The sequence below is a fragment of the Aquitalea pelogenes genome, assembly GCF_041914625.1.
GTDB classification, from domain to species: Bacteria; Pseudomonadota; Gammaproteobacteria; order Burkholderiales; family Chromobacteriaceae; genus Aquitalea; species Aquitalea pelogenes.
In genome coordinates this window covers 1-26,015 of the sequence record NZ_JAYSDA010000032.1, presented here as the reverse complement: position 1 = coordinate 26,015, position 26,015 = coordinate 1, and the positions used below count along the sequence as shown (strand labels likewise).

Sequence of the window (26,015 nt, the reverse complement as noted above, 5' to 3'; positions counted from 1 at the left end):
AAACTCTTCAGCTTCTTCATTTATTGCAGCAGAAGGGTTTTGTATGCGCTCGGTGATTCATGCCGCCAACCGGATTGTGGTCAAGGTAGGTTCCAGCCTGGTCACCAATGATGGCAAGGGACTGGACCTGGCGGCGCTGGCGCGCTGGGCCGCCGAGATTGCCGAACTGAAACGCCGTGGCAAACAGGTGGTGCTGGTTTCCAGCGGGGCCATTGCCGAAGGCTGTCAGCGCCTGGGCTGGTCTGTACGCCCCAAGGGGGTTCACGAACTGCAGGCCGCTGCTGCCGTGGGCCAGATGGGCCTGTGTCAGGCCTATGAAACCGCGTTCCGCTCTTTCGGCCTGAAAACCGCCCAAATCCTGCTGACCCACGAAGACCTGGCCGACCGCACCCGTTACCTGAATGCGCGCACCACACTCACCACCCTGCTCAATCTTAATGTCGTCCCCATCATCAATGAGAATGACACGGTGGTCACCGACGAAATCCGTTTTGGCGACAACGACACGCTGGGTGCATTGGTCACCAACCTGATTGAAGCCGATGCGCTGATCATCCTGACCGACCAGCAAGGCCTGTACACTGCCGACCCGCGCAAGCATCCGGATGCGGTATTCGTGCACGAAGCGCAGGCAGGTGATGCTGCGCTGGAAGACATGGCCGGTGGTGCTGGCTCCAGCATTGGTACCGGCGGCATGATTACCAAGATCCTCGCCGCCAAGCGTTCGGCCCGCAGTGGTGCCGACACGGTGATTGCCTGTGGTCGCGAACATGATGTGCTGTCGCGTCTGGCCGATGGCGAAGGCATTGGCACCCAGCTGCTGGCACCGACCAACCGCATGGCAGCACGCAAGCAATGGCTGGCTGACCACCTGAAGCTGACCGGTCGCATCGTGCTGGACAATGGTGCGGCACTGGCAGTACGCGAACGTGGTACCAGCCTGCTGCCGGTAGGGGTTACCGCCATCGAAGGCGACTTCCTGCGTGGTGAGGCGGTGGCCTGCGTGGACCCGCAAGGGCTGGAAGTGGCGCGCGGCCTGGTGAACTACAGCTCGGACGAAGCCCGGCTGATCATGAAGAAAACCACGCGCGAGATTGAAGCCACACTGGGCTATATGGTGGAGCCGGAACTGATTCACCGCGACAATATGGTCACCCTGTAAATCCTGGCTTCAGGGTAGTGACAGGCACAAAAAAGGCGGCGCAAGCCGCCTTTTTTATGGCACAAGGGCTTCAGAAGGAATACGCCACACTCACACCCACTTCCTTGGTGGTGTTTTGTGGTTCCATCCCGGAAACAATGAAATTGCCACATACGGTAGTGGCCGTATCACTGTCCTTGATGCTCCAGTAACGGTAAAACGGTGTGATGCTCAGTGCGGTTCCGCCTGCAAGCTTGCGGTCGAAAGCCAGGTTGGCTTCATAGCCATAGCCATTCTTCTGGCTGTTGTGCAAGTCGCCACAAGAACTGCTGATTTCACTTAAACGTGATACCTGGGTACCCGCCAGCATGTATTTGTAGGTCAGACGCGGGGCAATCATCCAGTCGGCATTCAGGCTGTTGCGGGTACTCATCCCCAGCAGCAAATAGCTGTACATGGAATTGCGTCCGTAGCCGCCACTGCCGGCCTGATCCAGGTGGTCATCCAGACGGCGATAACCCAGACCGATTTCCGGCGTCAGCGTGGTAGCGCTCAATTCAAATGCATGCTGGTAAACCAGGCTGAAGTCATAGCTCTTGCGGCGCAAATCGCTGAACTGGCCGGCAGCACTCGAGTAGTCGGAACTGCCCCACGCATAGCGACCGCGCAGTACAAAGGCATCCCTGTCGTTGATATCTTCGCGCAAGGTCATGTTCAAGCCGAACATGTTTGCCTTTTCTGTCATGAAGCTCGCGCCGGCCACAGTCTCGTGGTAGGTCTCGTGATAGCCTTCAATACCGAGTTGTGCTGCAGGCATGGGATTGGCGGCATACAAGCTGGCCGAACAGGTTGCCAGCGCCAGAAAGAGTGCAGTTCTTTTCATCGGGGACTTTCGTTAACATTTTTTCACACTATGCGATTGTCCTGAATAGCCATGCCAATGTCAAAAAACAGCACCTGCAACATGCAGTATCACTCCCGTCCGGACGCATCCACGTTCTTACCAGCTTCCAGCTCGCGTGCACGGCGCAATTCCAGCGCACGGGCAATCACATAAGCCATCATCAGGCAGATGAAGAACAGGAACATCACCAGCGCCATCGAGCGCAGGGTTTCGGTCAGCGCGTTCCACAATTCCAGCACCCAGCGCGCACCGGTCAGTTCCAGCTGGGTACTGCCCTTGCCGGCAGTGGGCGGCAGATACTGCTCCAGATTCCAGGGGCGGACACCGCCGGATATCCCTGCCACCACGATGGCAAAGCTGATGTAGTAGCGCCAGGCATCGGCCAGATCCTGTCCCAGAGTACGACGCAGGATCTTGACGATGGCAGGGTCAAAAAAACGCACTACTGCCAGCGAAGTAGCCAGGGCAACCACGACAATGGCAGCAAACAGTGCATAAAACATGATGTTTCCTTTCTGGAAAACCAAATCAGGTTCAGATAACAGATCAATTCATGTACAGCGCGCCGCGCTCAGACCGACGGCTGTTGCAGCAGGCGGGCAAACCGCTGCAACACAGCCGCAGCCTGTGGCGTGGGGCACAACCTTGTCCGCAACGCCTCTGGTGTCAGACCTGCCGCTTGCAGCGTGGGTGCCAGGTACGCCAGATAAGCGTCCAGGGCGGCAAGATCGAACTCGGGATGAAATTGTACGCCCCAGGCCGAACCCAGGCGGAATGCATGATTGGGTTCGAATGCATTGGCTGCCAGCCGTACCGCCCCCGGTGGCAAGGCACTGACTGACTGCCAGTGAATGACCGCTGCCGGGAAGCTGGCGGGCATGCCGGCAAACAGCGGGTCTTCTGCTGCGGCAGGTAATAGGCTGACTTCAACCACCCCTGCCTCCGGCCCCTTGGGGTGATAGCCCACGCTGCCGCCCAGTGCATCAGCCAGCAACTGGTGGCCATAGCAGATACCCAATACCGGAATCTCACGCGCCACCGCCTGACGCAGCCACTGTGCGGTGGACACGCTCCAGTCCTCGCGATCGCTGACCATGGCCGGGGAGCCGGTAATCACCGCCGCGGCGCAGTCCTCCACTGCGGGGAGGGTTTCGCCACGCTGCACGTCCACCACGCGCCACTCATCGGGAGCAGCTTGCAATTCACGGGCAATCCAGTGTTCAAAATCACCCAGTTTTTCGGCCAGCGCCGGGTAGGTACGCCCGGTCTTGATGATGATTTTCTGCATGGGACTAGTCTTTCAGCGGCAGGCCAAAATGGGTGTACGCCAGTGCCGTGGCCATGCGGCCGCGCGGGGTACGTTGCAAATAGCCTTGCTGGATCAGGAAGGGTTCGATCACGTCTTCAATGGTGTCAGTGGATTCACCAATGGCCGCACCGACATTGTCCAGCCCCACCGGGCCACCGCCGAACTTCTCCAGAATGGCAGCCAGCAGCTTGCGGTCCATCACGTCCAGACCGGCCGGGTCGACATCCAGCATGGCCAATGCGGCATCAGCCACCTGGGCCGTGACAACGCCGTCGGATTTCACTTCGGCATAGTCACGTACCCGGCGCAGCAAGCGGTTGGCAATACGCGGAGTGCCGCGCGAGCGACGTGCCACCTCGAAAGCGCCGTCTTCGCCCAGTGTGACATTCAGCAGCCCGGCAGAACGGCTGACAATCCGCGTCAGTTCTTCCGGGGTATAAAACTCCAGCCGCGCCACAATGCCGAAGCGATCCCGCAGTGGATTGGTCAGCATGCCGGCACGGGTGGTGGCCCCCACCAGGGTAAAGGGCGGCAGGTCCAGCTTGACCGAGCGTGCGGCCGGGCCTTCGCCAATCATGATGTCGATCTGGTAATCCTCCAGCGCCGGGTAGAGGATTTCCTCGACAACCGGGCTCAGGCGGTGGATTTCGTCGATGAACAGCACATCGTGCGGCTCCAGATTGGTCAGCAGGGCTGCCAGGTCGCCTGCACGTTCCAGCACCGGGCCGGAGGTCTGGCGCAGGTTGACGCCCATCTCGCGCGCCACAATGTGCGCCAGCGTGGTCTTGCCCAGGCCGGGCGGGCCGAACAGCAACACGTGGTCCAGCGCTTCACCACGGCGCTTGGCAGCCTCGATGAAGATTTCCAGCTGCTCGCGTGCCTTCTTCTGGCCCACATATTCATCCAGCTGCTTGGGGCGCAGCGCGCGCTCCAGTGCTTCTTCCTGCGAGGACAGGCTTTGCTGGGTAACGATGCGTCGCTCGGGTGCGCCGCCAATCAGCTTGTCGGTTTCGATCATGGGTACTGCCGTGGTGGCTGGATTTTGAATCCGTCCATCTTACCACCTGACCCAACAGGCCGCAGGCTAGCCCTTCATCAAATTCTTCAAAGCGAGGCGCACACCGTCGCTGACGGTCACGTCGGCAGGCAGGCCCTTGGTGGCGGCAGCAGCTTCCTTCTCGTTGTAACCCAGTGCCAGCAGGGCATTGACGATATCGCTCTTTTCGTCCGGCGTGGCGGCAAAGGGCAGGCCGCCGGGTACGGCCAGATTACTACCGGTAGCCAGCTTACCACGCAGCTCCAGCACCAGCCGTTCAGCGGTTTTCTTGCCGATGCCGGGAACAGAAGACAGGCGCTTGATATCCTCACTGGCAATGGCCACCGCCAGTTCATCCGCCGTCATGCCGGACAGGATGGCCAGCGCAATCTTGGCACCGATGCCACTGACCTTGATCAATTGGCGGAAGGTCTCCCGTTCTTCCTTGCTGGCAAAACCGAACAGCAGGTGGGCATCCTCCCGCACCACCAGATGGGTGAACAACGTGGCCTTCTGGCCCAGGGCCGGGAGCTGGTAAAACGTTGTCATCGGCACATCCACTTCGTAACCGACGCCATTGACGTCCACCACCACCTGCGGTGGCAGCTTTTCGATAAGAGTGCCGCTGAGGCGTCCGATCATGACAAAAATACTCCGGTGAAATTGATTGCTCAGGCCAGTAGCAAGGCCACGGCCAGCAACAGTGGATACAGATTGGCCGCCATGATGGTGGCGATGATGGCCGGGCGCAAGTGTGACGGCTCGCCCGCATGCTGCCACAGCTGCACGCTGGCAAAGCCGGACAGCGGCAAGGTCAGCAAACCGAGTGCAGCAAGCAGCGGCAGACGCTGCTGCCACACCAGTACGGCCAGCAGGCCATAGGCCAGCACGACAAGCAGGCCGTAGACCATGCGGGCCTGCGCCAGTGGCAAGCGCACCACCCAGTGCCATTTGCCGGCATGCCGGTCGGCGTCGCGATCGGGAAACTGATTGATATACAACAGCAGGCTGGTGAGGATGGCATAGGGCAAGCTGGCCCATAGCAAGGTGGTTTGCCAGCCACCAGTCAGCAATACCGCCATGCCCTGTGGCAACAACAGAAAGCAGGCTGCCACACTGGGCTCTCCCAGACCGCGGCTGTTCAGCTGCAAGGGCGGTGCTGAATAGGCCCAGCCCAGCAGCACGCCAGCCACACCGATCAGCAAGAGCGGCAGGCCACGCAAGCTGACCAGATACAGCCCGCCGGCAATGACGAGAGCAAACAGCCCATGGGCGAGGCTACGCATCTGTGTGGCGCTGAGCACACCGTTCTGGATGAAACGGCTGCCACCGGTAAACGGAAACAGCCGCGCGGTATTGGCGGCATCCGTGCCATTGTGATGGTCGGCCACATCATTGATGACATTGACCGCAGCATGGGTGAGCAAGGCCAGGATCAGGCCCAGCAGTGCCAAGGGCCAGTGCTGTTGCAATGCTGCCCAGCCGCTGGCGGCGATGCCAAGCAATGCACCGGCCAGGGTGATGGTGAGAAAGGCAGGCCGGGTGGCCAGCCACCAGCGCACCGGATGATGCGCCAGATCAGCCGCTTGCGGTTCGATGGCAACAGGAGAAGGGGGCATGCAGTGCTCCGTCAGGACGATGACCACAGCATAGCGCAGCCACGACCAACTGTGCTTGCGCTAAACCAGACGCCCGCCACGCACTTTCAGGCCCTGCCGTGCCAGCTGGCCGATGGCACCGCCACTGAGGTTGGCATGTGCCAGCGCCACGGCCAGCGCATCAGCCGCATCGGCCTGTGGCGTGCCGGACAGATTGAGCATGCGCACCACCATGTGCTGCACCTGCTCCTTGGCCGCCTTGCCATGACCGACCACCGATTGCTTGACCTGCAAGGCGGTGTAGTCCGAGACAGCCAGATTGCGCAACACCAAGGCGGAAACACAGGCACCACGCGCCTGGCCCAGCATCAGCGTGGCCGCCGGATTGACGTTGACGAACACCTGCTCGATGGCCGCTTCGTGTGGCTGATAGGTGTCGATCACGCCGAACAGCCCGTCGATGATGACCTTGATGCGCTCGGCCAGCGGCGCACCCTGCGGAGTGCGGATGCAGCCGGAAGCCACATAATGACGCTGCTGGCCAATCAGGTCGATCACGCCGAAACCGGTAATGCGGCTACCGGGGTCCACCCCCAGAATGCGCCGACTCACGCTGGCCAGCCCGCGGCAATGGCATCAGCCTCGGCCAGCCGTTCCGGCGTGCCCACATCCAGCCACAGTCCATCCAGCCGATTGCCACTCACCTGCCCTGGCGCCATGGCGGCACGCAGCAGCGGTGCCAGCTTGGCCGGCTGGCCGGCGGGCGTATCGGCAAACAGGGTCGGATGGTAGGCGGCAATGCCGGAGAAGGTCAGCCCGTTACCCGCATCTGGCCTGGCTGCCAGCAGGCCATTATCCAGCAGGCCGAAATCACCGGCCGGATTGTGCGGCGGATTGTCCACCAGCAGCAGGTGGGCCAGACGGGTTCTGCCATCCAGCTGTGCTGCCTGTTGCTGCAAGGTGGTGAAATCGACATCGCTCAGCACATCGCCATTCACCACCAGGAAAGGTGCATCGCCCAGCAAGGGCAGCGCGGTGGCAATGCCACCGGCCGTTTCCAGCGCGGTACTCTCCGGCGAGTAGGCAATCTCCACACCAAGGCGACTGCCGTCACCCAGCACCTGTTCGATTTGCGCACCCAGCCAGGCGTGGTTGATCACCAACTGGCGGATACCCGCTGCCGCCAGACGGCGGATATGCCACTCGATCAGCGGCCTGCCACCAGCCGGCAGCAAGGGTTTGGGCGTGTGGTCGGTCAGCGGGCGCATGCGCTCGCCACGACCGGCCGCCAGAATCATCGCTTTCATGCCCACGCCATCAGCCCTTGACGCTCAGTACCGGGTAGGCCGATTGCAGCTCGGCATCGGTCTCGTCCTTGCCCACCAGTTGCAGCAGCAACTGATACAGCGGAGCCAGTTCCTGATAGCGGCGGGTGGTGCGTTTGAGGTATTTGATGAAGCGCGGAATCTCGCTACGGTACTTTTCCTTGCCGTCACGGTGGTAAAGTCTTGCAAAGATTCCGGCCACTTTCAGGTGGCGCTGCACGCCCATCCATTCGAAATCACGGTAGAAATCATCCACGCTTTCCGGCACCGGCAAGCCAAGGGCCCGGGCTTTTTCCCAGTAACGGATGGCGATATCCAGCACGAAATCCTCTTCCCACTCGATGAAGGCATCGCGCAGCAAGGACACCAGATCGTAGCTGATCGGGCCATATACCGCGTCCTGGAAATCCAGCACGCCGGGATGGCCGGAGGTCAGCATCAGGTTGCGCACGATGAAGTCGCGATGCACGAAAACCTTGTTTTGCGGCAGGATGGCCGCCAGCAGTTTTTCACAGCCGGCATCCCATAACTGGCGCTGCGCGAAGTTGAGCGGTTTGCCCAGTTCCTTGGCGCAATACCATTCCGGAAACAGGCTGAGTTCCCGGCGCAGCAAGGCTTCGTCGTACTCTGGCAACACATCGGGACGGCTGGCTTGCTGCAGGGCCAGCAGGGTATCCACCGCCTCCAGCAGCAGATGACGATGCACCAGCGGACGTGTGTCATGTTCCAGTGCGGCCAGCAGAGTGATCTTGCCCAGATCCTCCAACAACATGAAGCCTTGCTCGCGGTCACGGGCGATGATCTGCGGGACATTCACCACCGAAAAAATCTCACGAACCTTCACGTAAGGATCGGTGTCCATTTTCTCTGGCGGCGCATCCATGACGATGCGCGAAGTGCCATCCGGGAAGTGGGCACGGAAGTAGCGACGGAAGTCGGCGTCGGCCGCGGCAAACTCCACCATGATGTCGGTTTGCGGATACAGGCTGTCAAGCCAGCTCTTGAGTTGTTCCAAACGTTGCATGTCGGTTCGTCACGATGCTGATAGAATCTGCTGATTTTAACCTGCTCACCTGTCCACACGATATGGCTTTGTGCATGCTCAAACTGCAGCCCACGAAAATGACGCTGGCTCTGGCAGCCGCTTTCTCGGTTTCTGCCGCCCAGGCCGCAGACAATGCGCCGGAAGCGCTTAATACCACGCCCACCACCCAGGGGCAGACGCATGTCACTGCCGACCACATGGACGGGCAGATGCAGGACAAGCTGAAAGCCAGTGGCGATGTGGTGGTGATTCGCGACAACCAGACCCTGGAAGCGGACTGGCTGGACTACTACCAGCAACAAAACCGGGTGAAGGCGGGCAACCACTTCCGTCTGACGCGTGACAAGGACGTTGTCACCGGCACCACGCTTGACTACTGGATGGACGAACATACCGGTTCGGCCCAGCAGCCTTCCTTCCAGATGGGCAGCCCGGATACCAATAACAAGCCCGGCGGTGCCAAGCGCAGCCTGGCGCAATCCGGCATTGCCTTCCGTGGCGATGGCAGTGAAGCCCAGTTCACCGGGCCGGATCAGTACCGCCTGATCAACAGCCGGGTCAACTCCTGCGTGGTGGGGGATGACTCGTGGTATCTGAAGTCCTCCACGCTGGACCTGAACTACGCCACCAATATCGGTGTTGCCCGCAATGCCCGGCTGGAATTCCAGGGCGTCCCCATCCTGTACACACCCTGGATCGACTTCCCGCTGGATGGCAGCCGCAAATCCGGCCTGCTTACGCCCACCTTCCGTTCCGGCACCACCGGTTTTGACATTGCGCTGCCCTACTACTGGAACATCGCGCCCAATTTCGATGCCACCCTCACCCCGCACATCAACCTCAAGCGGGGCACCATGCTGGCCGGTGAGTTCCGTTACCTGGAGCCGGACTACGAGGGCAGCATTTATACCGAGCAGCTGCGCAACGACAAGCTGACCCACACCAATCGCTACGCCTGGTATGCCACTCACAAGCAAAACCTGCTGCCGGGGCTGACCTTTGGCTACGACTACAACTACGTCTCCGACACGAAATACTTCGACGACTTTGGTGACCGCACCCTGCAGGCCATCAATGTCAACCTTCTGCGCCAAGCCTGGACCAAGTACAACACCAGCTGGCAAGGCGGTAATCTGGAAGCCATGCTGCGCGTGCAGCGCTACCAGACGCTGGAAGACCCGCTGATTCCGGCCGACCAGCCCTATGCCCGCCTACCGCAGCTGACCCTGGTGGCAAACCAGCAGCTGCCATCCAGCTTCAGCTTCAATCTGCAAGGCGACCTGACGCGTTTCTCACACCCCACCTTGCAGACCGGTGACCGTTTTGTCGCCTATCCCAGTATCACCTGGAATCTGCTGGACAAGAGCTGGGGCTTCTTCCGCCCCAAGTTCGGCGTCAATTACACCAAGTACGACCTGAATCCGCTGGGTAACAATACGACACCGGGCAGCACCATTACCCGCACCTTGCCGATTTTCAGCACCGATTCCGGCCTGCACTTCGAGCGCGACACCAGCTTCAATGGCAGCAATTATGTGGAAACGCTGGAACCGCGTTTGTTCTACGTTTACATCCCGGCCAAAGACCAAAGCAAGATTCCGAACTTTGACAGCTCGGAAAACGACTTCAACTTCGCCCAGCTGTTCTCGGAAAACCGCTTTTCCAGCTGGGACCGCATCAATGCCGCCAACCAGCTGACCGCAGCGCTGACCAGCCGCCTGATCAGTGCTGAAACCGGTATCGAACGGCTGCGCCTGATGCTGGGTCAGCGCTATTACTTCCGCAACGAAGACACCTCGCTGTACGGCAACCAGATCACCCTGCAGAACAACAGCAAAGGCCTGCTGGGTAGCCTGGGCGGCGATCTTGACCAGGCCTGGCGTCTGGACAGTACCTATGAGTACAACCAGGATCTGGCCAAAACCCAGCGCTACAATCTGCAAGTGCGCTACAACCCGGCTCCGGGCAAAACCGTCAGCCTGCGCTACCGCTATGGCCGTTACGACCAAATTGGTGATACAACCCAATACGGCCCGCTACGCATGGTCGACCTGGGTGTGCAATGGCCTATCGTGCGTCAATGGTATGCCGTGGGCCGCGAGAGCTATTCCCTGATCGACAGCAAGCCACTTGAGCATCTGCTCGGGGTAGAGTACAACGACGGCTGCTGGACGGCGCGTGTGGTGGTGAAGCGTACCAACACCCTGGCAACCACCATTTCTTCCGCCTCCAAGAGCACCGGTATTTTCTTCCAGCTGGAATTGCGTGGTCTGGGCAGTCTGGGCAGCAGCCCGACATCCGACCTTAAGCTGGCCATCCCGGGCTACTCCAACATTTCCGATATCCGATCCAATTGACCATGAAAAAAACCCTGCTTGCTCTGTTGATTGCAACATTCGTCCAGACGACCCACGCAGCACCGGCCAACCCGGTCAATGAAATGGATCGCATCGTGGCGGTGGTCAACAAGACCGTCATCACCAATCTGGACCTGCAAAACCGTATTGATGCCGTCATCCAGCAACTGAAAGGACAGAATGTCACCCCGCCGTCGCGTGACGTTCTGGCGCATCAGGTGCTGGAGCAGATGATTACCGAGCAGACACAGCTGGAATACGCCAACAGCAACGGCATCCGCGTGGATGACCATGACCTGGACCTGGCCATTGCCGACCTGGCCAAGCAGAACAAGCTGGACGTAAAAGGCCTGCAAGCGCAGCTGGCCAAGGAAGGCGTGCCGTTTGCCCGCTTCCGTGAGGAAATCCGCCGCGAAATCATTCTGGCCCGTCTGAAAAACAATGAAATCGGCTCGCGCATCAATGTGACTGACAGCGAAGTGGATCAGGTACTGAAAAGTGCCCAGAGTGCCAATCGCAACGAATACCACCTGGCCACCATTCTGGTCAGCACCCCGGAGCGTGCCGACGCCAAGCAGCTGGATAACCTGGCGGCCAAGGCCAGCAAGGCACTGGCCGAGCTGAATGACAAGCAGCCGTTTGCCAAGGTGGCAGCCACTTACTCCGATGCACCGAACGGCATCAAGGGTGGCGATCTGGGCTGGCGTCCGGCTGCCACCTTGCCGCAGGAATTCGTATCGCTGCTGGACAGCCTCAACCCGGGCCAGCACACCGGCGTCATTCGTACACCGCAAGGCTTCATGATTTTCCAGCTGATCGAGAAGCGTGGCGGCAACCAGCCGCTGGTGGTCGAGCAATACCACACCTCGCATATCCTGATCCGCACCAATGAAGCGGTTTCCGATACCGACGCCAAGAACCGCATCCTGCAAATCCGCGACCGTATTCTGCGCGGTGCCAAGTTTGCCGAAATGGCCAAGCTGTATTCCGAAGACGGCAGCAATGTCAAAGGCGGCGATCTGGGCTGGGTGAACAAGGGCGACATGGTGCCGGAATTCGAAAAAGCCATGCTGGCCCTGCCGGTGGGCACCGTATCCGAGCCGGTACGCAGCCCGTTTGGCTGGCACCTGATCCTGGTGGATGCCAAGCGCAACCAGGATGTCTCCGCCGATCGCGAGCGCCAGACCATCAAGCAGCAGCTGCGCATGCGCAAGCTGGACCAGGCTTATCTGGACTGGGTGCGTCAGCTGCGTGATTCCGCCTTTGTCGAACAGCGCCTGGACGACAAGTAAGCCATGACTGCGGCACGCCCCCTGCTGGCTGTCACCGCCGGAGAACCGGCCGGCATCGGCCCGGATCTGGTACTCACCCTGGGCCGCCTCACGGTAGATGCCCGGCTGGTGGTGATTGCCGACCTGCCCCTGTTGCAACAGCGTGCTGCGCTGCTGGGCCTGCATCAGCAGCAATTCATGCCTTACCGGCCCGGCCAGCCCGCCCCTGCGGCAGGTACGCTGGAAGTGCTGCACGTACCGCTGGCCGCACCAGTCGCGCCGGGCGTGCTGGATAAGCGCAATGGCCGTTATGTGCTGGATACGCTGGATGCCGCCATTGCCGGCTGTCTGTCCGGTGAGTTTGCCGGCATGGTAACCGCTCCCGTACACAAGGGCGTGATCAACGATGCAGGCGTGCCATTCAGTGGCCATACCGAATATCTGGCAGAACACACCGCCACCCCGCGCGTGGTGATGATGCTGGCCGGGGCCGGCATGCGGGTGGCGCTGGTCACCACCCATCTGCCGCTGCGTGCCGTGGCCGACGCCATCACCAAACCGGAGCTGGAAGCCGTCATCCGCATCCTGCATGGCGATTTGCAGCACAAGTTCGGGCTGCAGAATCCGCGCATTCTGGTGGCGGGCCTCAACCCGCATGCAGGGGAATCCGGCCACATGGGACGTGAGGAAATCGACGTCATCGAACCGGTATTGCAAGACTTGCGCGCCGAAGGCATGCAGCTGATCGGCCCGCTACCGGCTGACACCCTGTTCAACCCGGACAAGCTGGCCACGGCTGATGCGGTACTGGCCATGTACCACGACCAGGGCCTGCCGGTACTCAAGCACGCCAGCTTCGGGGCCGGCATCAACATCACGCTGGGTCTGCCCATCATCCGCACCTCGGTGGACCACGGCACGGCGCTGGACCTGGCCGGCACCGGCCGTGCCGATCCGGGCAGCCTGTATGAAGCCGTGCGTCTGGCTGCACAGCTGGCTGTCACACAGCCGTGAAACTGCCGCCAAAACACCACAGCCCCTGCTAATGACAGGGGCTTTTCCTTTTGTGGCAATACCTTAAGGTAGACGGGCCTGTTTTGTCGGACAACATCCAGAACAGGTCGGTATCTTTATATCAAAATGTAAAAATGACGTGAACGGCATTTTTCGCAACGCAGCAATTGGGCTAAACTAGCCGCCAATGTATTCAAACAATTACAGCAGCACGGACCATGACCACCAGCACCCATCAGCGTCTCCGCGAGATCCCCTATAACTACACATCGTATTCGGACCGGGAAATCTTCATCCGGCTTCTGGGCGCACCCATGTGGGCGCTGCTGGAAGAGTTGCGCAGCGAGCGCAAGACCGGCCGTTCTGCCCGCATGTTGTTTGAAGTGCTGGGGGATATCTGGGTAGTGGACCGTAACCCCTACCTGGTAGACGACCTGCTGGACAACCCCAAGCGCCTGTCCGCGCTGGTGGAAGCCATGCACCACCGCCTGCAGGAAGTGGAAAAGCGCCGCGAAGGCAATGACAAGGTAGGCCAGCTGATTGCCGCCGCCCGCCAGGCGGTGAATGCCTTCGAGCAGCAATTTGCCGAAACCCGCGAACTGCGTCAGGCCATCCTGAAAAAGCTCAGCCGCCACACCCGCCGCGACAACATCCTGTTTGATGGCCTGGCTCGTGTCTCGCACGTGACCGACGCCACCGACTGGCGCGTGGAATACCCCTTCGTAGTGCTGTCACCGGATACCGAAGAAGAAATCGCGCCGCTGGTGCGGGCGCTGATCGAGCTGGAACTCACCATCATCCCGCGTGGCGGTGGTACCGGCTACACCGGCGGTGCCGTGCCGCTGGACCGCCGCAGCGCCGTCATCAACACCGAAAAGCTGGTGCAGCACAACGGCGTGGAATACATCGCCCTGCCCGGCCTGGATGGCCAGCGCGCCACCATCCAGTGTGGTGCCGGTGTGGTCACCGCCCGCGTGGCCGAGGCAGCCAGTGCTGCCGGCCTGGTATTTGCCGTGGACCCCACCTCCGCCGAAGCCTCCTGTATTGGCGGCAACGTCGCCATGAATGCCGGCGGCAAGAAAGCCCTGCTGTGGGGGACTGCGCTGGACAACCTGGCCAGCTGGAAAATGGTGGACCCCAACGGTAACTGGATGTTTATCGAACGGGTGGGCCACAACTACGGCAAGATCCACGACGTGGACGTGGCCAGCTTCCGCATCACCCGCTACAAGGAAGACGACAAGACCGTCCTGTCCACCGAGCAGCTGGACATCCCCGGCCCCACCTTCCGCAAGGTCGGCCTGGGCAAGGACGTGACCGACAAATTCCTGGCCGGCCTGCCTGGCGTACAGAAGGAAGGTACCGACGGCATCATCACCAGCGCGCGCTTCGTGCTGCACCGCATGCCGGCGCACACCCGCACCGTGTGTCTGGAATTCTTCGGCACCGTGGCCCAGGCCACCCCGGCCATTGTCGAAATCACCGACTACTTCAAGCAAGGCGGTGCCGGTCATGCTGCCGGTGTGCAACTGGCAGGTCTGGAACACCTGGACTGGCGCTATGTACGTGCCGTGGGTTATGCCACCAAGGCCAAGAGCAAGGGCCGCCCGAAAATGGTGCTGATCGCCGACATTGTCTGCGACGATGAAAACGCAGTAGCCGAAGCCGCCAGCCAGGTGGTGCGCTTTGCCAATGCCCGTACCGGCGAAGGCTTTATTGCCGTCACCCCGGAAGCGCGCAAGAAGTTCTGGCTGGACCGCTCGCGCACTGCCGCCATCTCGCGCCATACCAATGCCTTCAAGATCAACGAAGACGTGGTGATTCCGCTGCCGCGCCTGGGCGATTACTCCGACGGCATCGAACGCATCAATATCGAGCTATCCGTCGCCAACAAGCTGCGCCTGCTGGATACGCTGAGCGAATACTTCCAGGGCAACCTGCCGGTGGATACCGAAGGCGGTGCCGTTTCGGCCGACGAAATCATCGGCGAGCGTCGCAGCTCCGCACTGGAGCTGATTGCCACCCTGCGTCAGCGCTGGCAGTGGTTGCTGGACAATCTGGATGCCCCGTTTGCCCAGTACCGCAGCCTGTGGCCGGATGCACCGCTGGTGGATGCCAATGCCAGCCCGTCCAGCGTGTTCATCGCCATGCGTGACTTCCAGCTGCGCGTCAGCTGGAAGGACGAGTTGCTGAACGATCTGGAAAACCTGTTCTCCGGCAAGGCCGATGCGCCGATTCTGGACGCCGTGCACGCACTGCACCAGAAAGTGCTGCGCGGCCGCGTGTTCGTGGCGCTGCACATGCATGCCGGTGACGGCAATGTGCATACCAACCTGCCGGTCAACTCCGACGACTACGACATGCTGCAAACCGCCCACAAGGCGGTGGCCCGCATCATGGAACTGGCACGCAGCCTGAACGGCGTGATTTCCGGCGAACACGGCATCGGCATCACCAAGCTGGAATTCCTCACCGAAGAGGAAATCGCCCCCTTCCGCGCCTACAAGCAACGCGTGGACCCCAACGGTCATTTCAACCGCGGCAAGCTGTTGCCCGGTGCCGACCTCACCATGGCCTACACTCCGTCGTTCTCGCTGCTGGGTGCGGAATCGCTGATTCTGGAACAATCCGACATTGGTGCCATTTCCAACAGCGTCAAGGACTGCCTGCGTTGCGGCAAGTGCAAACCGGTGTGCTCCACCCACGTACCGCGCGCCAACCTGCTGTACAGCCCGCGCAACAAGATTCTTGGCGTCGGCCTGCTGACCGAGGCCTTCCTGTACGAAGAACAAACCCGCCGTGGCGTCAGCCTGAAGCACTTTGACGAGCTGTCCGATGTGGCCGACCACTGCACGGTATGTCACCGCTGCGTGAAACCCTGCCCGGTGAAGATCGACTTCGGCGATGTATCGGTGGCCATGCGCAATTTCCTGCGCAAGACCGGCAACAAACGCTTCAACCCCGGCACCGCGCTGGGCATGGCCTTCCTCACCGTCAAGGACCCGTCCACCATCAAGGCCATCCGTGGCGGCCTGGTCGGCTTTGCCTACAAGGCACAGCGCCTGGGTTACAGCGTGGGCAAGAAGCTGCACCTGACCGGCGGACAAACCAAGCAGCCGCCGTCCACCGTCGGCAAGGCACCGGTGAAGGAACAAATCATTCACTTCATCAACAAGCCGATGCCGGGCGGCCTGCCGAAGAAAACCGCCCGTGCGCTGCTGGATGTGGAGGATGCCAATGTGGTGCCGGTCATCCGCAACCCGCAAGTGGCGGAAGATGCCGAAGCGGTGTTCTACTTCCCCGGCTGCGGCTCGGAACGCCTGTTCAGCCAGGTGGGCCTCGCCACCCAGGCCATGTTGTGGCATGTCGGCACCCAGACCGTGCTGCCGCCGGGCTATCTGTGCTGTGGTTACCCGCAAACGTCGGCAGGCTACGCCGACAAGGGCGAGGCCATCACCACGGAAAACCGCGTGCTGTTCCACCGTCTGGCCAACACGCTGAACTACCTGGACATCAAGACCGTGGTGGTGAGCTGTGGCACCTGCTACGACCAGCTGGCGAAATACCGCTTCGAGGACATTTTCCCGGGCTGCCGCATCATCGACATCCATGAATACCTGATGGAGAAGGGCCTGAAGCTGGACGGGATTGGCGGTCAGAAGTATATGTACCACGACCCCTGCCACACTCCGATGAAGGCCTACCAGCCACTGGACGTGGCCAACAAGCTCTTGGGCGGTGGCGTGACGCTGAACGACCGTTGCTGCGGCGAATCCGGCACCTTTGCCGCCAGCCGTCCGGACATTGCCACCCAGGTGCGCTCGCGCAAGGAAGAGGAAATCAACAAGGATCTGGCCAAGATCGGTGCAACCGAACAGCCGGTGAAGATTCTCACTTCCTGCCCGTCCTGCCTGCAGGGCCTGTCGCGCTACAGCCCGGATACCGGCACCGAAGCCGACTACATCGTGGTGGAAATGGCCAAGCACATCCTGGGCAAGAACTGGATGAAGGACTACGTGGAAAAAGCCCGCAACGGTGGTATCGAACGCGTGCTGCTGTAAGCCATCACCCTGGTATTACCCTACAAACCGCAGGCTCCGGCCTGCGGTTTTTTCATGGCTGAATGCAAGAGACGGGGCGATGCAAGCGGTAGGTGCGCTGCAGCCAGCCATACAGCGGACGCTGCGTGAAGCCCTGCCGCCATTGCCTGATCACCTCGGGCAGGCAGGCCTGCATTGCCGTCTCATCACCACTCCACGGCAGCATCGGCCACAGCAGGGAAGCGGCGGTCAGATCGGCCCGGCAGAAGGCATCCCCCACCAGATAATCCCGCCCTTGCAAGGCAGCTTCCAGCGTATCCAGTGCCCGCTCCAGCTGTGGCAAGGCAGCAGCAGCGCTCTGCGGGTTGATCCGCATCTTGTAAAACATGGCATGGCGGATCAGGCCGAACAGCGCCTGAAACACCAGTCCCTGGCCACGCGACGCGCCACGTAACAGAAAAGCCATCGCGTACTGACGCTGACGCAGTACGTGGGAATAGAACCACAAGCGCAAGGGCACGCCGATTTCATCGCCCAGCCATTGCTCCCATTGCCGCGCCTGACGGGCCAGGTTCCCGTCTGTCGGTGTCAGGCCATGCTGTGGCCAGCGCTGGTCCAGATAGTCGATGATGGCGGACGAATCCTGCACGATATACGGCCCGTCACGCAAAATGGGCAGTGAACTGGCACTGGACATGCGCCGGCTCCAGGCCAGATGCAAGGCAGGTAACAGGTTGACCGCGCGGTAGGGCTGCTGCTTGAGGTCCAGCGCCCAGCAGGCTTTTTCGCAAAAATGGGAAAAGGGGAATTGGTAGAGTGTCAGCATCAGCCCATCCGGCCCGTATTGGCAGAGCCAGCATGATGCCATGCAATGACATAAGCATTAAGATTGTCTGACCTGATATTGCGCCAGATCAGACCGGTCATTCCGGACTAGCCAAAAGCAAAAGGAGGCTTGCGCCTCCTCTTGCTTGAGCACTACATACTGCGAGTGAGCTGCCGCTGTGCGGCTTATGGCTTATTGGTTCAGCTTGCGCGGGGCATGCTGGTGATGCTTCACCGCATGGCGGTGGTGATGCTTGTGCACATGCTTTTTGGCAGCTTGTGCCTTTTGTGCGGCAGGTGCCGAAGCGGCCTTGCGGGCCTTCTTCACCTGATGATGTTTTTTCTTGCCATGGTGTGCCTTGGCATGGGCCTTGGCCGGCGCAGCGACAGCAGGCTTAGCAGCCGGAGCAGAGGCATCGGCAGCAAAACCGGCAGCGGAAGCCAGACCAAACACGGCGGCAAGGGCAAGGGCGGCGATCTTTTTCATGGTCATTCTCCCGTAAGGCGACTTTGTTGGGTTCCGGGGGCAGCGTGTTTGCTGTCTCCATGAACTGCATCTTAGGGAGGGGAAAGCTGCGCGTCTGTGAGACTCTTGTAAGCCCGTGTAAGCGTTCGTAACCGCCTCAGCCCCCAGCCGGAGCGGGTGCCTGCACACGGGTGACCAGCAGCTGGTCGATACGGTAATTGTCGATGTCCACCACTTCAAACTTGTAGCCGGCGTACTCGACATGGTCGGTGCGCTTGGGAATCTTGCGCAGCATGTACATCATGAAACCGGCAATGGTTTCGTAGTTCTCGTCATCCGGGAAGCCATCGATATCCAGCGCGCGCAGCACATCTTCCACCGGCGAGGCGCCATCCACCAGCCAGCTGTCGGCATCACGCTGCACGATCTGGTCTTCCTGGCTTTGCGACACCAGGTCGCCCATCACCGTGCTCATCACGTCGTTCAGCGTGATGATGCCCACCACCAGCGCGTACTCGTTCATCACCACGGCAAAGTCCTCGCGCGAGGCCTTGAAGCGCTCCAGCAGCTCGGACAGGGTCAGGCTGTCCGGGATGATCAGCACGTTGCGGATGGTCAGCTCGCGCTTGATCGACACGCTTTGCTGGTTCACCAGCCGGGTCAGGATGTCTTTGGAATCCACATAGCCAACGACAGCATCCACCACGCCGTCACATACCAGATACTTGGCATGCGGGCTTTCGGCAATCTTGCGCTTGATGCTGGCTTCTTCTTCCTGCAGGGTGAAATACACCACGCTTTCCCGCGCCGTCATCGACGACGGCACGGTGCGGCTTTCCAGCTCGAACACGTTTTCGATCAGGTGATGTTCCTGCTCCTGCAGCACGCCAGCCTCGGCCCCGGCTTCCATCATCGCCACGATATCGTCCGGCGTCAGGTCGTCCGGCCGCGCGGTGGGCAGGCCAAACAGGCGGAACAAGGCATTGGCCAGGCTGTTGAACAGCCACACCAAGGGCATGAACAGCCGCACACAGGCCTGCATCGGCCGTACCACGCGCACCGCAATCTGCTCCGGTGCCGACATGCCCAAGCGCTTGGGCATCAGGTCGGCAAACAGTACGAACAGCGCCGTGACAGTGACGAAAGACAGCAGAAAGCTGACCCGTTCTACCCAGTCGGCGGAAAACACCAGATGCAGTGCCTGGGCAAAATAGGGGGTAAAGGCCGCCTCGCCCATGATACCGGCCATGATGGCCACGGCATTCAGGCCGATCTGCACCACGGTAAAGAACAAGCCCGGCTGCGCCTGCAAGGCCAGCACGCGTTCGGCACGCACGTCGCCCTCTTCGGCCATTTGCCGCAGTTTGATCTTGCGTGCCGCCGCCAGCGAGATTTCCGATACGGAAAAGAAGGCACTGATCAAAATCAGTACGGCAATCACCATCAGGTTCTGAACCAGATTCACACAGTATTTCCAGGGGGTTAGCGACGGGATGTCTTGTACAGGATAGCCATTCCGCATGACAGGACTGAACATGCGGACAGTGGAATCAGTATAACAGACGAAAAAAAACCGCAAGGCCGTGGCACGGTAGAATGAGCGACATCCTTCAACAGAATAAGGCGATCCGCTCATGACTTGTCCGCTTTGCACCCTGCCTGCCGGCGAATTGCTGTACGAAGATGCCCGTCTGTGGGTCTTGCTGGTAGAAGAAGCCGGCTATCCCGGCTTTTGCCGCGTCATCTGGAAACAGCATGTACGCGAAATGAGTGACCTGCCTCCGGCCGACAGCGCCCATGTGCTTGACTGGGTATTGCGCACCGAAAAGGCCATCCGCCACGTCATGCAGCCAGACAAGATCAATCTGGCCAGCCTGGGCAATGTGGTTCCGCACCTGCACTGGCATGTGATTCCGCGCTTTGCCGATGATGCCCATTTCCCCAGCCCGATCTGGGCCAGCCCGCAGCGCGAAGGGGCCGACCACAGCCAGCCGCAACTGGCCGGGCTGCTGCGCACTGCCCTCTTGGAGCAAGCTGCCAGCTGAGCGCGCCATCCCCGGCAACTTGCCCGCAGCCATGGCTTCTGTGTAGGCTAGAGCGATCATGCTGGTGGCAAACACCACCAGCGATGACGCGGAACCGCTTTCAAGCCGGCCCCTGGGCCGGCTCGTAAGCGGCTCCTCCGGAGACCGGCAGGTCGACCCGACCCGCCCACCACTCACACAGGAGTTGCCGATGTACACCACCCTCATCAGCCCGACCCAGTTACAGACACTGGACCCGGAGCACACCGTCATCCTCGACTGCCGCTTCCAGCTGACCGACCCGGAATACGGCTCGCATGCTTACGAAGCCGGCCATATTCCCGGTGCCCTTTACCTCAACCTGGATTACCACCTGTCCGGCGTGAAAACCGGCAGCAATGGCCGTCACCCGCTGCCGGACGGCCAGCGTCTGGCGGTGGACCTGGGTGCCGCCGGCATTACCGCCGATGTGCAAGTAGTGTGCTATGACGACGCCGGAGGCATGTACGCCGCCCGCGCCTGGATGCTGCTGCGCTGGCTGGGCCATGCTGCGGTAGCGGTACTGGATGGCGGCATCCAGGCCTGGCAACAGGCCGGTGCCACGCTGGAAACCGACAAGAAGCGCCATATGCCGCGCCGCTTCCCGGTGAAGGCCAGCCTGATCGAAACCGTCGATGCCGATCAGGTACTGGCTAATCTGGAAGAACAGGATTTTGTCGTGGTGGATGCCCGCAGTCCGGAGCGCTTCCGTGGCGAAGGCGAAACCATGGATCCGGTCGGCGGCCACATCCCCGGCGCACGCAACCGCTTCTTCCAGCACAATCTGGATGGCAACGGCCGCTTCAAGGACCCTGCCACCCTGCGCAGCGAATGGGAGGCCGTACTGGCTGGCATCAGCCCGGAAGAAATCGTGCATCAGTGCGGTTCCGGCGTCACCGCCTGCCACAACCTGCTGGCGATGGAACATGCCGGGCTGACCGGCAGCCGCTTGTATCCGGGCTCATGGAGCGAATGGTGCAGCGACCCGGAGCGCCCGGTCGCCCGCTAAGTTAACCAAGTTACCACCATGAAAAAACCGCCGTCTTCGCTATCCGGGACGGCGGTTTTTCGTCACAGGCCAGTTCAGGCCAGGATGAAACGCTGCAACAACTGCTGGCCAGCCGCCCAGCTACCCAGCCCGGCATGACTGCCCATGTGACCGACCTTGCCGGCATCCAGCAAGCGCACGCCCCAGCCAGATGCCATTAACTCGGCAGCGGCGAAATCACAAAACAGATCATCCCTGCTGGCCACCATCACCGCAGGAACCGGCAATGCGCCAGCGTCAGGTTGTTCGAAACCGGTAAAAGCCGGCATGGCCGCAGCAGCCGGCAGTTCGCCACTGGCGCGCGCCCTTGCCTCGGTAATCGGCAGTGCCGGTGGTACCACCAGCAGCACGCCCTTGATGCGCCGCTGGGTAACATAATCCACCTTACGCAGCCAGGCTACCGTGGTATGACAGCCCAGACTGTGTGCTGCCAGCACGATACGGCCGGGCGTGTCCCGCACCAGTTGATCCAGCGCCGCCACCCATGCTTCACGCTCCGGGTACAGCCAGTCCTGCTGCTGCACGCGCCGCGCCAGCGGGTAGGTCAGCTCCCACAGGGTTTGCCAGTGCTTGTCACCGGAATTACCCCACCCGGGCACGGTAATCAGCACCACATCATCATCGTCCAGCATCATCACCCTTGCTTGTTGCCGGTGCATCAGGCGTACTCATGCTGCACCGTGGTTGCGCCCTGTCTGACAGGACGGGTTTGTCATTCTGAGCACAGGCTAGAACGCTTTGCCACAGAATGCAAAACCGCCGGCATGACCGGCGGTGTGCAAGGGAAAACGACAAGCTCAGTGGCGGCCCGGTCCACCCTGGTCCGGCCAGGGCTCGTCCGGACGTCCGTCCCGTGGTCCATGCCCGCGGTGGTCATCGCCCTCATGCCAACCATTGTCATGGTGACCATGCGGGTGCTCGCGCAGATAGCGCGGCGCATATTCCTGGCGATACCACTGGTCCTGCACGAAATACACCCGGCGATCACAGGCATGGTAACGGCTGCAATAGCGATCCCAGTGCCGGGCATGGCCCGGTGGCACCCGCAGGTAGATGGGTGGCTGTGCCACCACCACCGGGCTGACAATCACCGGTTGCGGGTACAACAAGGCCGGTGGCGGATAATCACCAATATCCAGCTGGCCGTAAAAGCCCGGCTCTCCGATATTGACCGAAATACCGACATTGGCCGCCATCGCTGGGGTGGCGGCGGTCAATGCCAGCAAGCAAAACAGCAGACGATGTTTCATGGCGCGTCCTGAGATAAGTGTTGTTCACGCTCACCTGCGGCAGGCCAAAGGCAGCGCAGGCAATCTGCCCCGATGCCTTCATCCTAGTCCCGGCAAGCTGCCACCGGTGAAGACAATCATTGCGATGTGTTAGCAATCGCAACCGGCTCAACACAAATTCATCAAGCAGCGCCCGGCAGCGCTCAGGCTGGCAGCTCCAGCGCGTAATCCACAATCAGCGGCGCATGGTCGGAAAACTTCTCCTCCTTGTAGACCGATGCGCTTTTGGCCAAGGCCATCAAGGACGGGGTGACGATGTGGTAATCGATACGCCAGCCCACATCCTTGGCATAAGCCTGACCGCGGTTGCTCCACCAGCTGTAGCCGGGCTGATCCGGGTACAGGGTACGCCAGACATCGCACCAGCCCACGCGCCCCAGCAAGTCGCTCATCCAGGCCCGTTCCTCCGGCAGGAAACCGGAATTCTTCAGATTGCCCTTCCAGTTTTTCAGGTCGATTTCCTGATGGGCAATGTTCCAGTCCCCGCAGATGACGATATCCCGACCCGCTGCCTTGAGTTGCTCCAGGTGCGGCATGAACACATCCAGAAACTGGAACTTCACCTGCTGGCGCTCATCGCTGCTGGAGCCGGAGGGCAGATACAGCGACACCACACTCAGATTGCCAACATCCAGCTGCAGAAAACGGCCTTCGGCGTCGATCCAGTCCACGCCCAGGCCTTCAATCACCGCGTCCGGCTGGCGGCGCGTGTAGACCCCCACGCCGCTATAACCTTTTTTCTCGGCATAGTGGAAATAGCCGGTCATGCCGTCCGGTGCCCGCATGCGCTCGCTCAGGTCCCCTGCCTGCGCCTTCAGCTCCTGCACACAAACGAAATCCGCCCCGATGGTGGACATCCAGTCAAAAAAACCCTTCTTGTCCGCCGAGCGGATACCATTGAGGTTGGCTGAAACGATTCGAAGCAATGCAGTCTCCTGTGCTATCCTTGCCGGCAAATTTTCCAGCCGTTCAGATAGTTAACTAGTTTCTAAGAGGAATGATATGAGCGATTTCCGCCAAGATTTTATCCGTTTTGCACTCGACAAGCAGGTTTTGAAATTTGGCGAGTTCATCACCAAGGCAGGGCGCAAATCGCCGTACTTCTTCAATGCCGGCCTGTTTAACGACGGCCTGTCCACCCTGCACCTGTCGCGCTTCTATGCCAAATCCATAATGGCGAGTAATATCGAGTTCGACATGCTGTTCGGACCGGCCTACAAGGGTATCATTCTGGCAGCCGGTGCCACCATGGCCATGGCCGAACAAGGCCGCAACGTTCCGTTTGCCTATAATCGCAAGGAAGCCAAGGATCACGGCGAAGGCGGCACGCTGGTTGGTGCCCCGCTGCAAGGCCGCGTGCTGATCATTGATGACGTGATTTCCGCCGGAACCTCGGTGCGCGAATCGGTTGAATTGATTCGTGCTGCAGGTGCCATCCCGGCCGGTGTTGCCATTGCACTGGATCGCATGGAGCGCGGCACGGGCGAACTGTCTGCCGTACAGGAAGTGGCACAGCAATATGGCATGCCGGTGGTCGCCATTGCCACCCTCAAAGACCTGCTGGGCTTCCTTGAAGGCAGCCCGGAGCTGGCACAACATCTGGCTGCGGTACGTGACTACCGCGCCCAATATGGAGTGAATGACTAAATGACCAAGCACCTGCCCGCCCTGTTGATTCTGCTGAGTTGCGGTGCCGCCATGGCTGATGGCGGCCTGTACAAGTGGGTGGACGATGCGGGCAAGGTGCATTACAGCGATGCACCGCCCTTGCAGCACCAGAAGCAGGGCGTGGCGGAACTGAACCGTCAGGGCGTGGTACGCAAGCAGGCAGAAAGCGAGCAGGCACGTCAACAACGCGAAGCCAGCGAAGCCGTGCGCAAGCAGGAGCAGCAACGCCAGCTGGATAGCGCCCGCTATGACAAGAGTTTGCTGGAAAGCTATCGCAATGTGGACGAGCTGCGCCAGGATCGCGAAAAACAGCTGGGGATTCTGCAAGCCTCGCTGGATGCCCAGTATTCCCGCATGAAAACCCTGAACCTGCAGTTGCGCGACATGCTCAAGGAGCAAACTGTCAACCAACAGCAGCATCGTCCGGTGCCTGCCGGCCTGCAGCACAATATCCAGGTCATCCAGCAGGAACAGAAGGGCCTGGGCACACTGATCGCCACCAAACAGGCGGAATACAACAACGTGCGCCAGAAAATGCAGGAAGACATCGCGCGCTACCAGCAGATCTCGCGTAGCAAGCAGTAAAGCAAAAAGCCGGACTAACCGGCTTTTTTCAATTCAGGAGCGGGCTCTTACTGACCACCAGCTTCCTTGCGTTTCCAAGCTTCATTCAATTGCTGGGTCTGCTGCTGCATTTGCTGTTTGGCAGCCGCGTCGGCACTGGTGGCCGCAGCCAGTTCATCTGTCGCCTTCTGTACTGCATTCTGGGCATCAAGCAAGCGCTGGTCGGCTTGCTGCTTGGCCGCTTGTGCCTGCTTGAGCCGCTCGGCAGCCTGCTCCTGTTGGTTGTTGGCCTGCTGGTAAGCCATTTGTGCCGACAGCAATTGTTCATCGACCGTCTGCGCCAATAGCGGCAGCGGTGCTGCCAGCAACAGTACAACAGCAAATTGTTTGATCATTGCCTGGGCCCTCTCACAGCCATGGTTGACCCCGTCATTATCCACACCACGGCCAGCCTTGACGACCCTGGCGTGCGCCCGCCACAAAACAAAAGCCCGGTCACCTTGGCGACCGGGCTTTTGCTGATTCTGGTGGGTTGTGAGTGGCTCGAACACTCGACCTACGGATTAAGAGTCCGCTGCTCTACCAACTGAGCTAACAACCCGGATGAAACGTGGTGGGTCGGGCGAGATTCGAACTCGCGACCAACGGATTAAAAGTCCGCTGCTCTACCGGCTGAGCTACCGACCCGAGTCTTGCCATACAGCAAAACCGGAAAAACTGGTGGGTTGTGAGTGGCTCGAACACTCGACCTACGGATTAAGAGTCCGCTGCTCTACCAACTGAGCTAACAACCCGGATGAAACGTGGTGGGTCGGGCGAGATTCGAACTCGCGACCAACGGATTAAAAGTCCGCTGCTCTACCGGCTGAGCTACCGACCCGAGTCTTGCCATACAGCAAAACCGGAAAAACTGGTGGGTTGTGAGTGGCTCGAACACTCGACCTACGGATTAAGAGTCCGCTGCTCTACCAACTGAGCTAACAACCCGGATGAAACGTGGTGGGTCGGGCGAGATTCGAACTCGCGACCAACGGATTAAAAGTCCGCTGCTC

Annotated in this window: 25 protein-coding genes and 5 tRNA genes; 9 read left to right on the top strand and 21 right to left on the bottom strand. The window is 60.4% G+C overall.

The features are described 5' to 3' along the window. Nucleotides 1–43: 43 nt before the first annotated feature. On the top strand, nucleotides 44–1,162 hold the full coding sequence (gene proB / locus ACE3SE_RS19365; RefSeq protein ID WP_045846370.1) for a glutamate 5-kinase: 1,119 nt from the start codon (nucleotides 44–46) through the stop codon (nucleotides 1,160–1,162). 70 nt (nucleotides 1,163–1,232) lie between these two features. On the opposite strand, the gene ACE3SE_RS19360 is transcribed toward proB, so the two are convergent. The 9 genes from ACE3SE_RS19360 to amgK all read right to left on the bottom strand — a co-directional run bounded on the left by ACE3SE_RS19360 (nucleotide 1,233) and on the right by amgK (nucleotide 8,337). Continuing rightward, nucleotides 1,233–2,024, bottom strand: a complete 792-nt coding sequence (locus ACE3SE_RS19360) for a hypothetical protein (RefSeq protein ID WP_374557595.1) — start codon at nucleotides 2,022–2,024, stop codon at nucleotides 1,233–1,235. Nucleotides 2,025–2,113: 89 nt separating this feature from the next. Then, complete coding sequence (locus tag ACE3SE_RS19355; RefSeq protein ID WP_374557593.1) at nucleotides 2,114–2,548, bottom strand: hypothetical protein; 435 nt, start codon at nucleotides 2,546–2,548, stop codon at nucleotides 2,114–2,116. 68 nt (nucleotides 2,549–2,616) lie between these two features. Then, the gene (locus ACE3SE_RS19350) at nucleotides 2,617–3,333 is read right to left on the bottom strand and encodes a glutamine amidotransferase (RefSeq protein WP_374557590.1); all 717 of its coding nucleotides are present in this window, start codon (nucleotides 3,331–3,333) and stop codon (nucleotides 2,617–2,619) included. 4 nt (nucleotides 3,334–3,337) lie between these two features. After that, nucleotides 3,338–4,372 carry a Holliday junction branch migration DNA helicase RuvB gene (gene ruvB / locus ACE3SE_RS19345; protein ID WP_045846367.1) on the bottom strand — a complete coding sequence of 345 codons (1,035 nt, stop codon included), beginning with the start codon at nucleotides 4,370–4,372 and terminating at the stop codon, nucleotides 3,338–3,340. A 66-nt stretch (nucleotides 4,373–4,438) separates the two neighbouring features. After that, entirely contained in the window at nucleotides 4,439–5,032 is a 594-nt protein-coding gene (ruvA, locus tag ACE3SE_RS19340; RefSeq protein ID WP_045846366.1) for a Holliday junction branch migration protein RuvA, read from the bottom strand. A 29-nt stretch (nucleotides 5,033–5,061) separates the two neighbouring features. Further along, nucleotides 5,062–6,009 carry a prenyltransferase gene (locus tag ACE3SE_RS19335; RefSeq protein ID WP_374557586.1) on the bottom strand — a complete coding sequence of 316 codons (948 nt, stop codon included), beginning with the start codon at nucleotides 6,007–6,009 and terminating at the stop codon, nucleotides 5,062–5,064. Between the two features lie 60 nt (nucleotides 6,010–6,069). Continuing rightward, nucleotides 6,070–6,600, bottom strand: a complete 531-nt coding sequence (ruvC, locus tag ACE3SE_RS19330) for a crossover junction endodeoxyribonuclease RuvC (RefSeq protein ID WP_045846364.1) — start codon at nucleotides 6,598–6,600, stop codon at nucleotides 6,070–6,072. After that, on the bottom strand, nucleotides 6,597–7,295 hold the full coding sequence (murU, locus tag ACE3SE_RS19325) for an N-acetylmuramate alpha-1-phosphate uridylyltransferase MurU (RefSeq protein ID WP_374557584.1): 699 nt from the start codon (nucleotides 7,293–7,295) through the stop codon (nucleotides 6,597–6,599). The genes ruvC and murU overlap by 4 nt, the downstream gene beginning before the upstream one ends. A gap of 10 nt (nucleotides 7,296–7,305) precedes the next feature. Next, nucleotides 7,306–8,337, bottom strand: a complete 1,032-nt coding sequence (gene amgK, locus ACE3SE_RS19320) for an N-acetylmuramate/N-acetylglucosamine kinase AmgK (protein ID WP_062788340.1) — start codon at nucleotides 8,335–8,337, stop codon at nucleotides 7,306–7,308. 74 nt (nucleotides 8,338–8,411) lie between these two features. On the opposite strand from amgK, the gene ACE3SE_RS19315 reads away from it, so the two are divergent. The 4 genes from ACE3SE_RS19315 to ACE3SE_RS19300 all read left to right on the top strand — a co-directional run bounded on the left by ACE3SE_RS19315 (nucleotide 8,412) and on the right by ACE3SE_RS19300 (nucleotide 17,061). Continuing rightward, on the top strand, nucleotides 8,412–10,715 hold the full coding sequence (locus ACE3SE_RS19315) for an LPS-assembly protein LptD (RefSeq protein ID WP_374557581.1): 2,304 nt from the start codon (nucleotides 8,412–8,414) through the stop codon (nucleotides 10,713–10,715). A gap of 2 nt (nucleotides 10,716–10,717) precedes the next feature. Next, entirely contained in the window at nucleotides 10,718–12,007 is a 1,290-nt protein-coding gene (locus ACE3SE_RS19310; RefSeq protein WP_374557579.1) for a peptidylprolyl isomerase, read from the top strand. Between the two features lie 3 nt (nucleotides 12,008–12,010). After that, nucleotides 12,011–13,000, top strand: coding sequence for a 4-hydroxythreonine-4-phosphate dehydrogenase PdxA (gene pdxA, locus ACE3SE_RS19305; protein WP_374557577.1), 990 nt, complete (start codon nucleotides 12,011–12,013; stop codon nucleotides 12,998–13,000). A 218-nt stretch (nucleotides 13,001–13,218) separates the two neighbouring features. Continuing rightward, a complete protein-coding gene (locus ACE3SE_RS19300) occupies nucleotides 13,219–17,061 on the top strand; it encodes a DUF3683 domain-containing protein (RefSeq protein ID WP_374557574.1) in 3,843 nt (1,280 codons plus the stop codon). A 52-nt stretch (nucleotides 17,062–17,113) separates the two neighbouring features. On the opposite strand, the gene ACE3SE_RS19295 is transcribed toward ACE3SE_RS19300, so the two are convergent. From ACE3SE_RS19295 to ACE3SE_RS19285, 3 genes are all read right to left on the bottom strand, one after another. Next, nucleotides 17,114–17,866: a glutathione S-transferase family protein gene (locus ACE3SE_RS19295; RefSeq protein WP_374557572.1), complete on the bottom strand. Its 753-nt coding sequence runs from the start codon at nucleotides 17,864–17,866 to the stop codon at nucleotides 17,114–17,116. Between the two features lie 192 nt (nucleotides 17,867–18,058). Continuing rightward, nucleotides 18,059–18,352, bottom strand: a complete 294-nt coding sequence (locus tag ACE3SE_RS19290; protein WP_045846384.1) for a hypothetical protein — start codon at nucleotides 18,350–18,352, stop codon at nucleotides 18,059–18,061. Between the two features lie 136 nt (nucleotides 18,353–18,488). After that, nucleotides 18,489–19,796 (bottom strand): hemolysin family protein, encoded by a 1,308-nt coding sequence (locus tag ACE3SE_RS19285; RefSeq protein WP_207389854.1) that lies wholly within the window; start codon nucleotides 19,794–19,796, stop codon nucleotides 18,489–18,491. A gap of 169 nt (nucleotides 19,797–19,965) precedes the next feature. On the opposite strand from ACE3SE_RS19285, the gene ACE3SE_RS19280 reads away from it, so the two are divergent. Next, on the top strand, nucleotides 19,966–20,376 hold the full coding sequence (locus ACE3SE_RS19280) for an HIT family protein (RefSeq protein WP_374557569.1): 411 nt from the start codon (nucleotides 19,966–19,968) through the stop codon (nucleotides 20,374–20,376). 190 nt (nucleotides 20,377–20,566) lie between these two features. After that, nucleotides 20,567–21,403, top strand: coding sequence for a sulfurtransferase (locus ACE3SE_RS19275; protein WP_374557566.1), 837 nt, complete (start codon nucleotides 20,567–20,569; stop codon nucleotides 21,401–21,403). Nucleotides 21,404–21,477: 74 nt separating this feature from the next. On the opposite strand, the gene ACE3SE_RS19270 is transcribed toward ACE3SE_RS19275, so the two are convergent. The 3 genes from ACE3SE_RS19270 to ACE3SE_RS19260 all read right to left on the bottom strand — a co-directional run bounded on the left by ACE3SE_RS19270 (nucleotide 21,478) and on the right by ACE3SE_RS19260 (nucleotide 23,657). Then, nucleotides 21,478–22,101, bottom strand: a complete 624-nt coding sequence (locus tag ACE3SE_RS19270; protein ID WP_374557564.1) for an RBBP9/YdeN family alpha/beta hydrolase — start codon at nucleotides 22,099–22,101, stop codon at nucleotides 21,478–21,480. Nucleotides 22,102–22,239: 138 nt separating this feature from the next. Next, on the bottom strand, nucleotides 22,240–22,692 hold the full coding sequence (locus tag ACE3SE_RS19265) for a hypothetical protein (RefSeq protein ID WP_374557562.1): 453 nt from the start codon (nucleotides 22,690–22,692) through the stop codon (nucleotides 22,240–22,242). 182 nt (nucleotides 22,693–22,874) lie between these two features. Further along, nucleotides 22,875–23,657 carry an exodeoxyribonuclease III gene (locus ACE3SE_RS19260; RefSeq protein ID WP_045846353.1) on the bottom strand — a complete coding sequence of 261 codons (783 nt, stop codon included), beginning with the start codon at nucleotides 23,655–23,657 and terminating at the stop codon, nucleotides 22,875–22,877. Nucleotides 23,658–23,733: 76 nt separating this feature from the next. On the opposite strand from ACE3SE_RS19260, the gene pyrE reads away from it, so the two are divergent. Both pyrE and ACE3SE_RS19250 read left to right on the top strand, forming a co-directional pair. Next, nucleotides 23,734–24,378: an orotate phosphoribosyltransferase gene (gene pyrE / locus ACE3SE_RS19255; RefSeq protein WP_374557560.1), complete on the top strand. Its 645-nt coding sequence runs from the start codon at nucleotides 23,734–23,736 to the stop codon at nucleotides 24,376–24,378. Next, nucleotides 24,379–24,984: a DUF4124 domain-containing protein gene (locus ACE3SE_RS19250; RefSeq protein ID WP_062788365.1), complete on the top strand. Its 606-nt coding sequence runs from the start codon at nucleotides 24,379–24,381 to the stop codon at nucleotides 24,982–24,984. Between the two features lie 47 nt (nucleotides 24,985–25,031). Here ACE3SE_RS19250 and ACE3SE_RS19245 read toward each other — a convergent pair whose 3' ends face one another. The 6 genes from ACE3SE_RS19245 to ACE3SE_RS19220 form a co-directional block, all read right to left on the bottom strand. Further along, entirely contained in the window at nucleotides 25,032–25,358 is a 327-nt protein-coding gene (locus ACE3SE_RS19245; RefSeq protein ID WP_062788367.1) for a hypothetical protein, read from the bottom strand. Nucleotides 25,359–25,488: 130 nt separating this feature from the next. After that, nucleotides 25,489–25,564: transfer RNA gene (locus ACE3SE_RS19240), tRNA-Lys, on the bottom strand. Nucleotides 25,565–25,574: 10 nt separating this feature from the next. Beyond that, nucleotides 25,575–25,650 (bottom strand) — tRNA-Lys (locus ACE3SE_RS19235). A 31-nt stretch (nucleotides 25,651–25,681) separates the two neighbouring features. Beyond that, nucleotides 25,682–25,757, bottom strand: a tRNA-Lys gene (locus tag ACE3SE_RS19230). 10 nt (nucleotides 25,758–25,767) lie between these two features. Continuing rightward, nucleotides 25,768–25,843: transfer RNA gene (locus ACE3SE_RS19225), tRNA-Lys, on the bottom strand. A gap of 31 nt (nucleotides 25,844–25,874) precedes the next feature. Then, nucleotides 25,875–25,950 (bottom strand) — tRNA-Lys (locus ACE3SE_RS19220). Nucleotides 25,951–26,015: the final 65 nt, after the last annotated feature.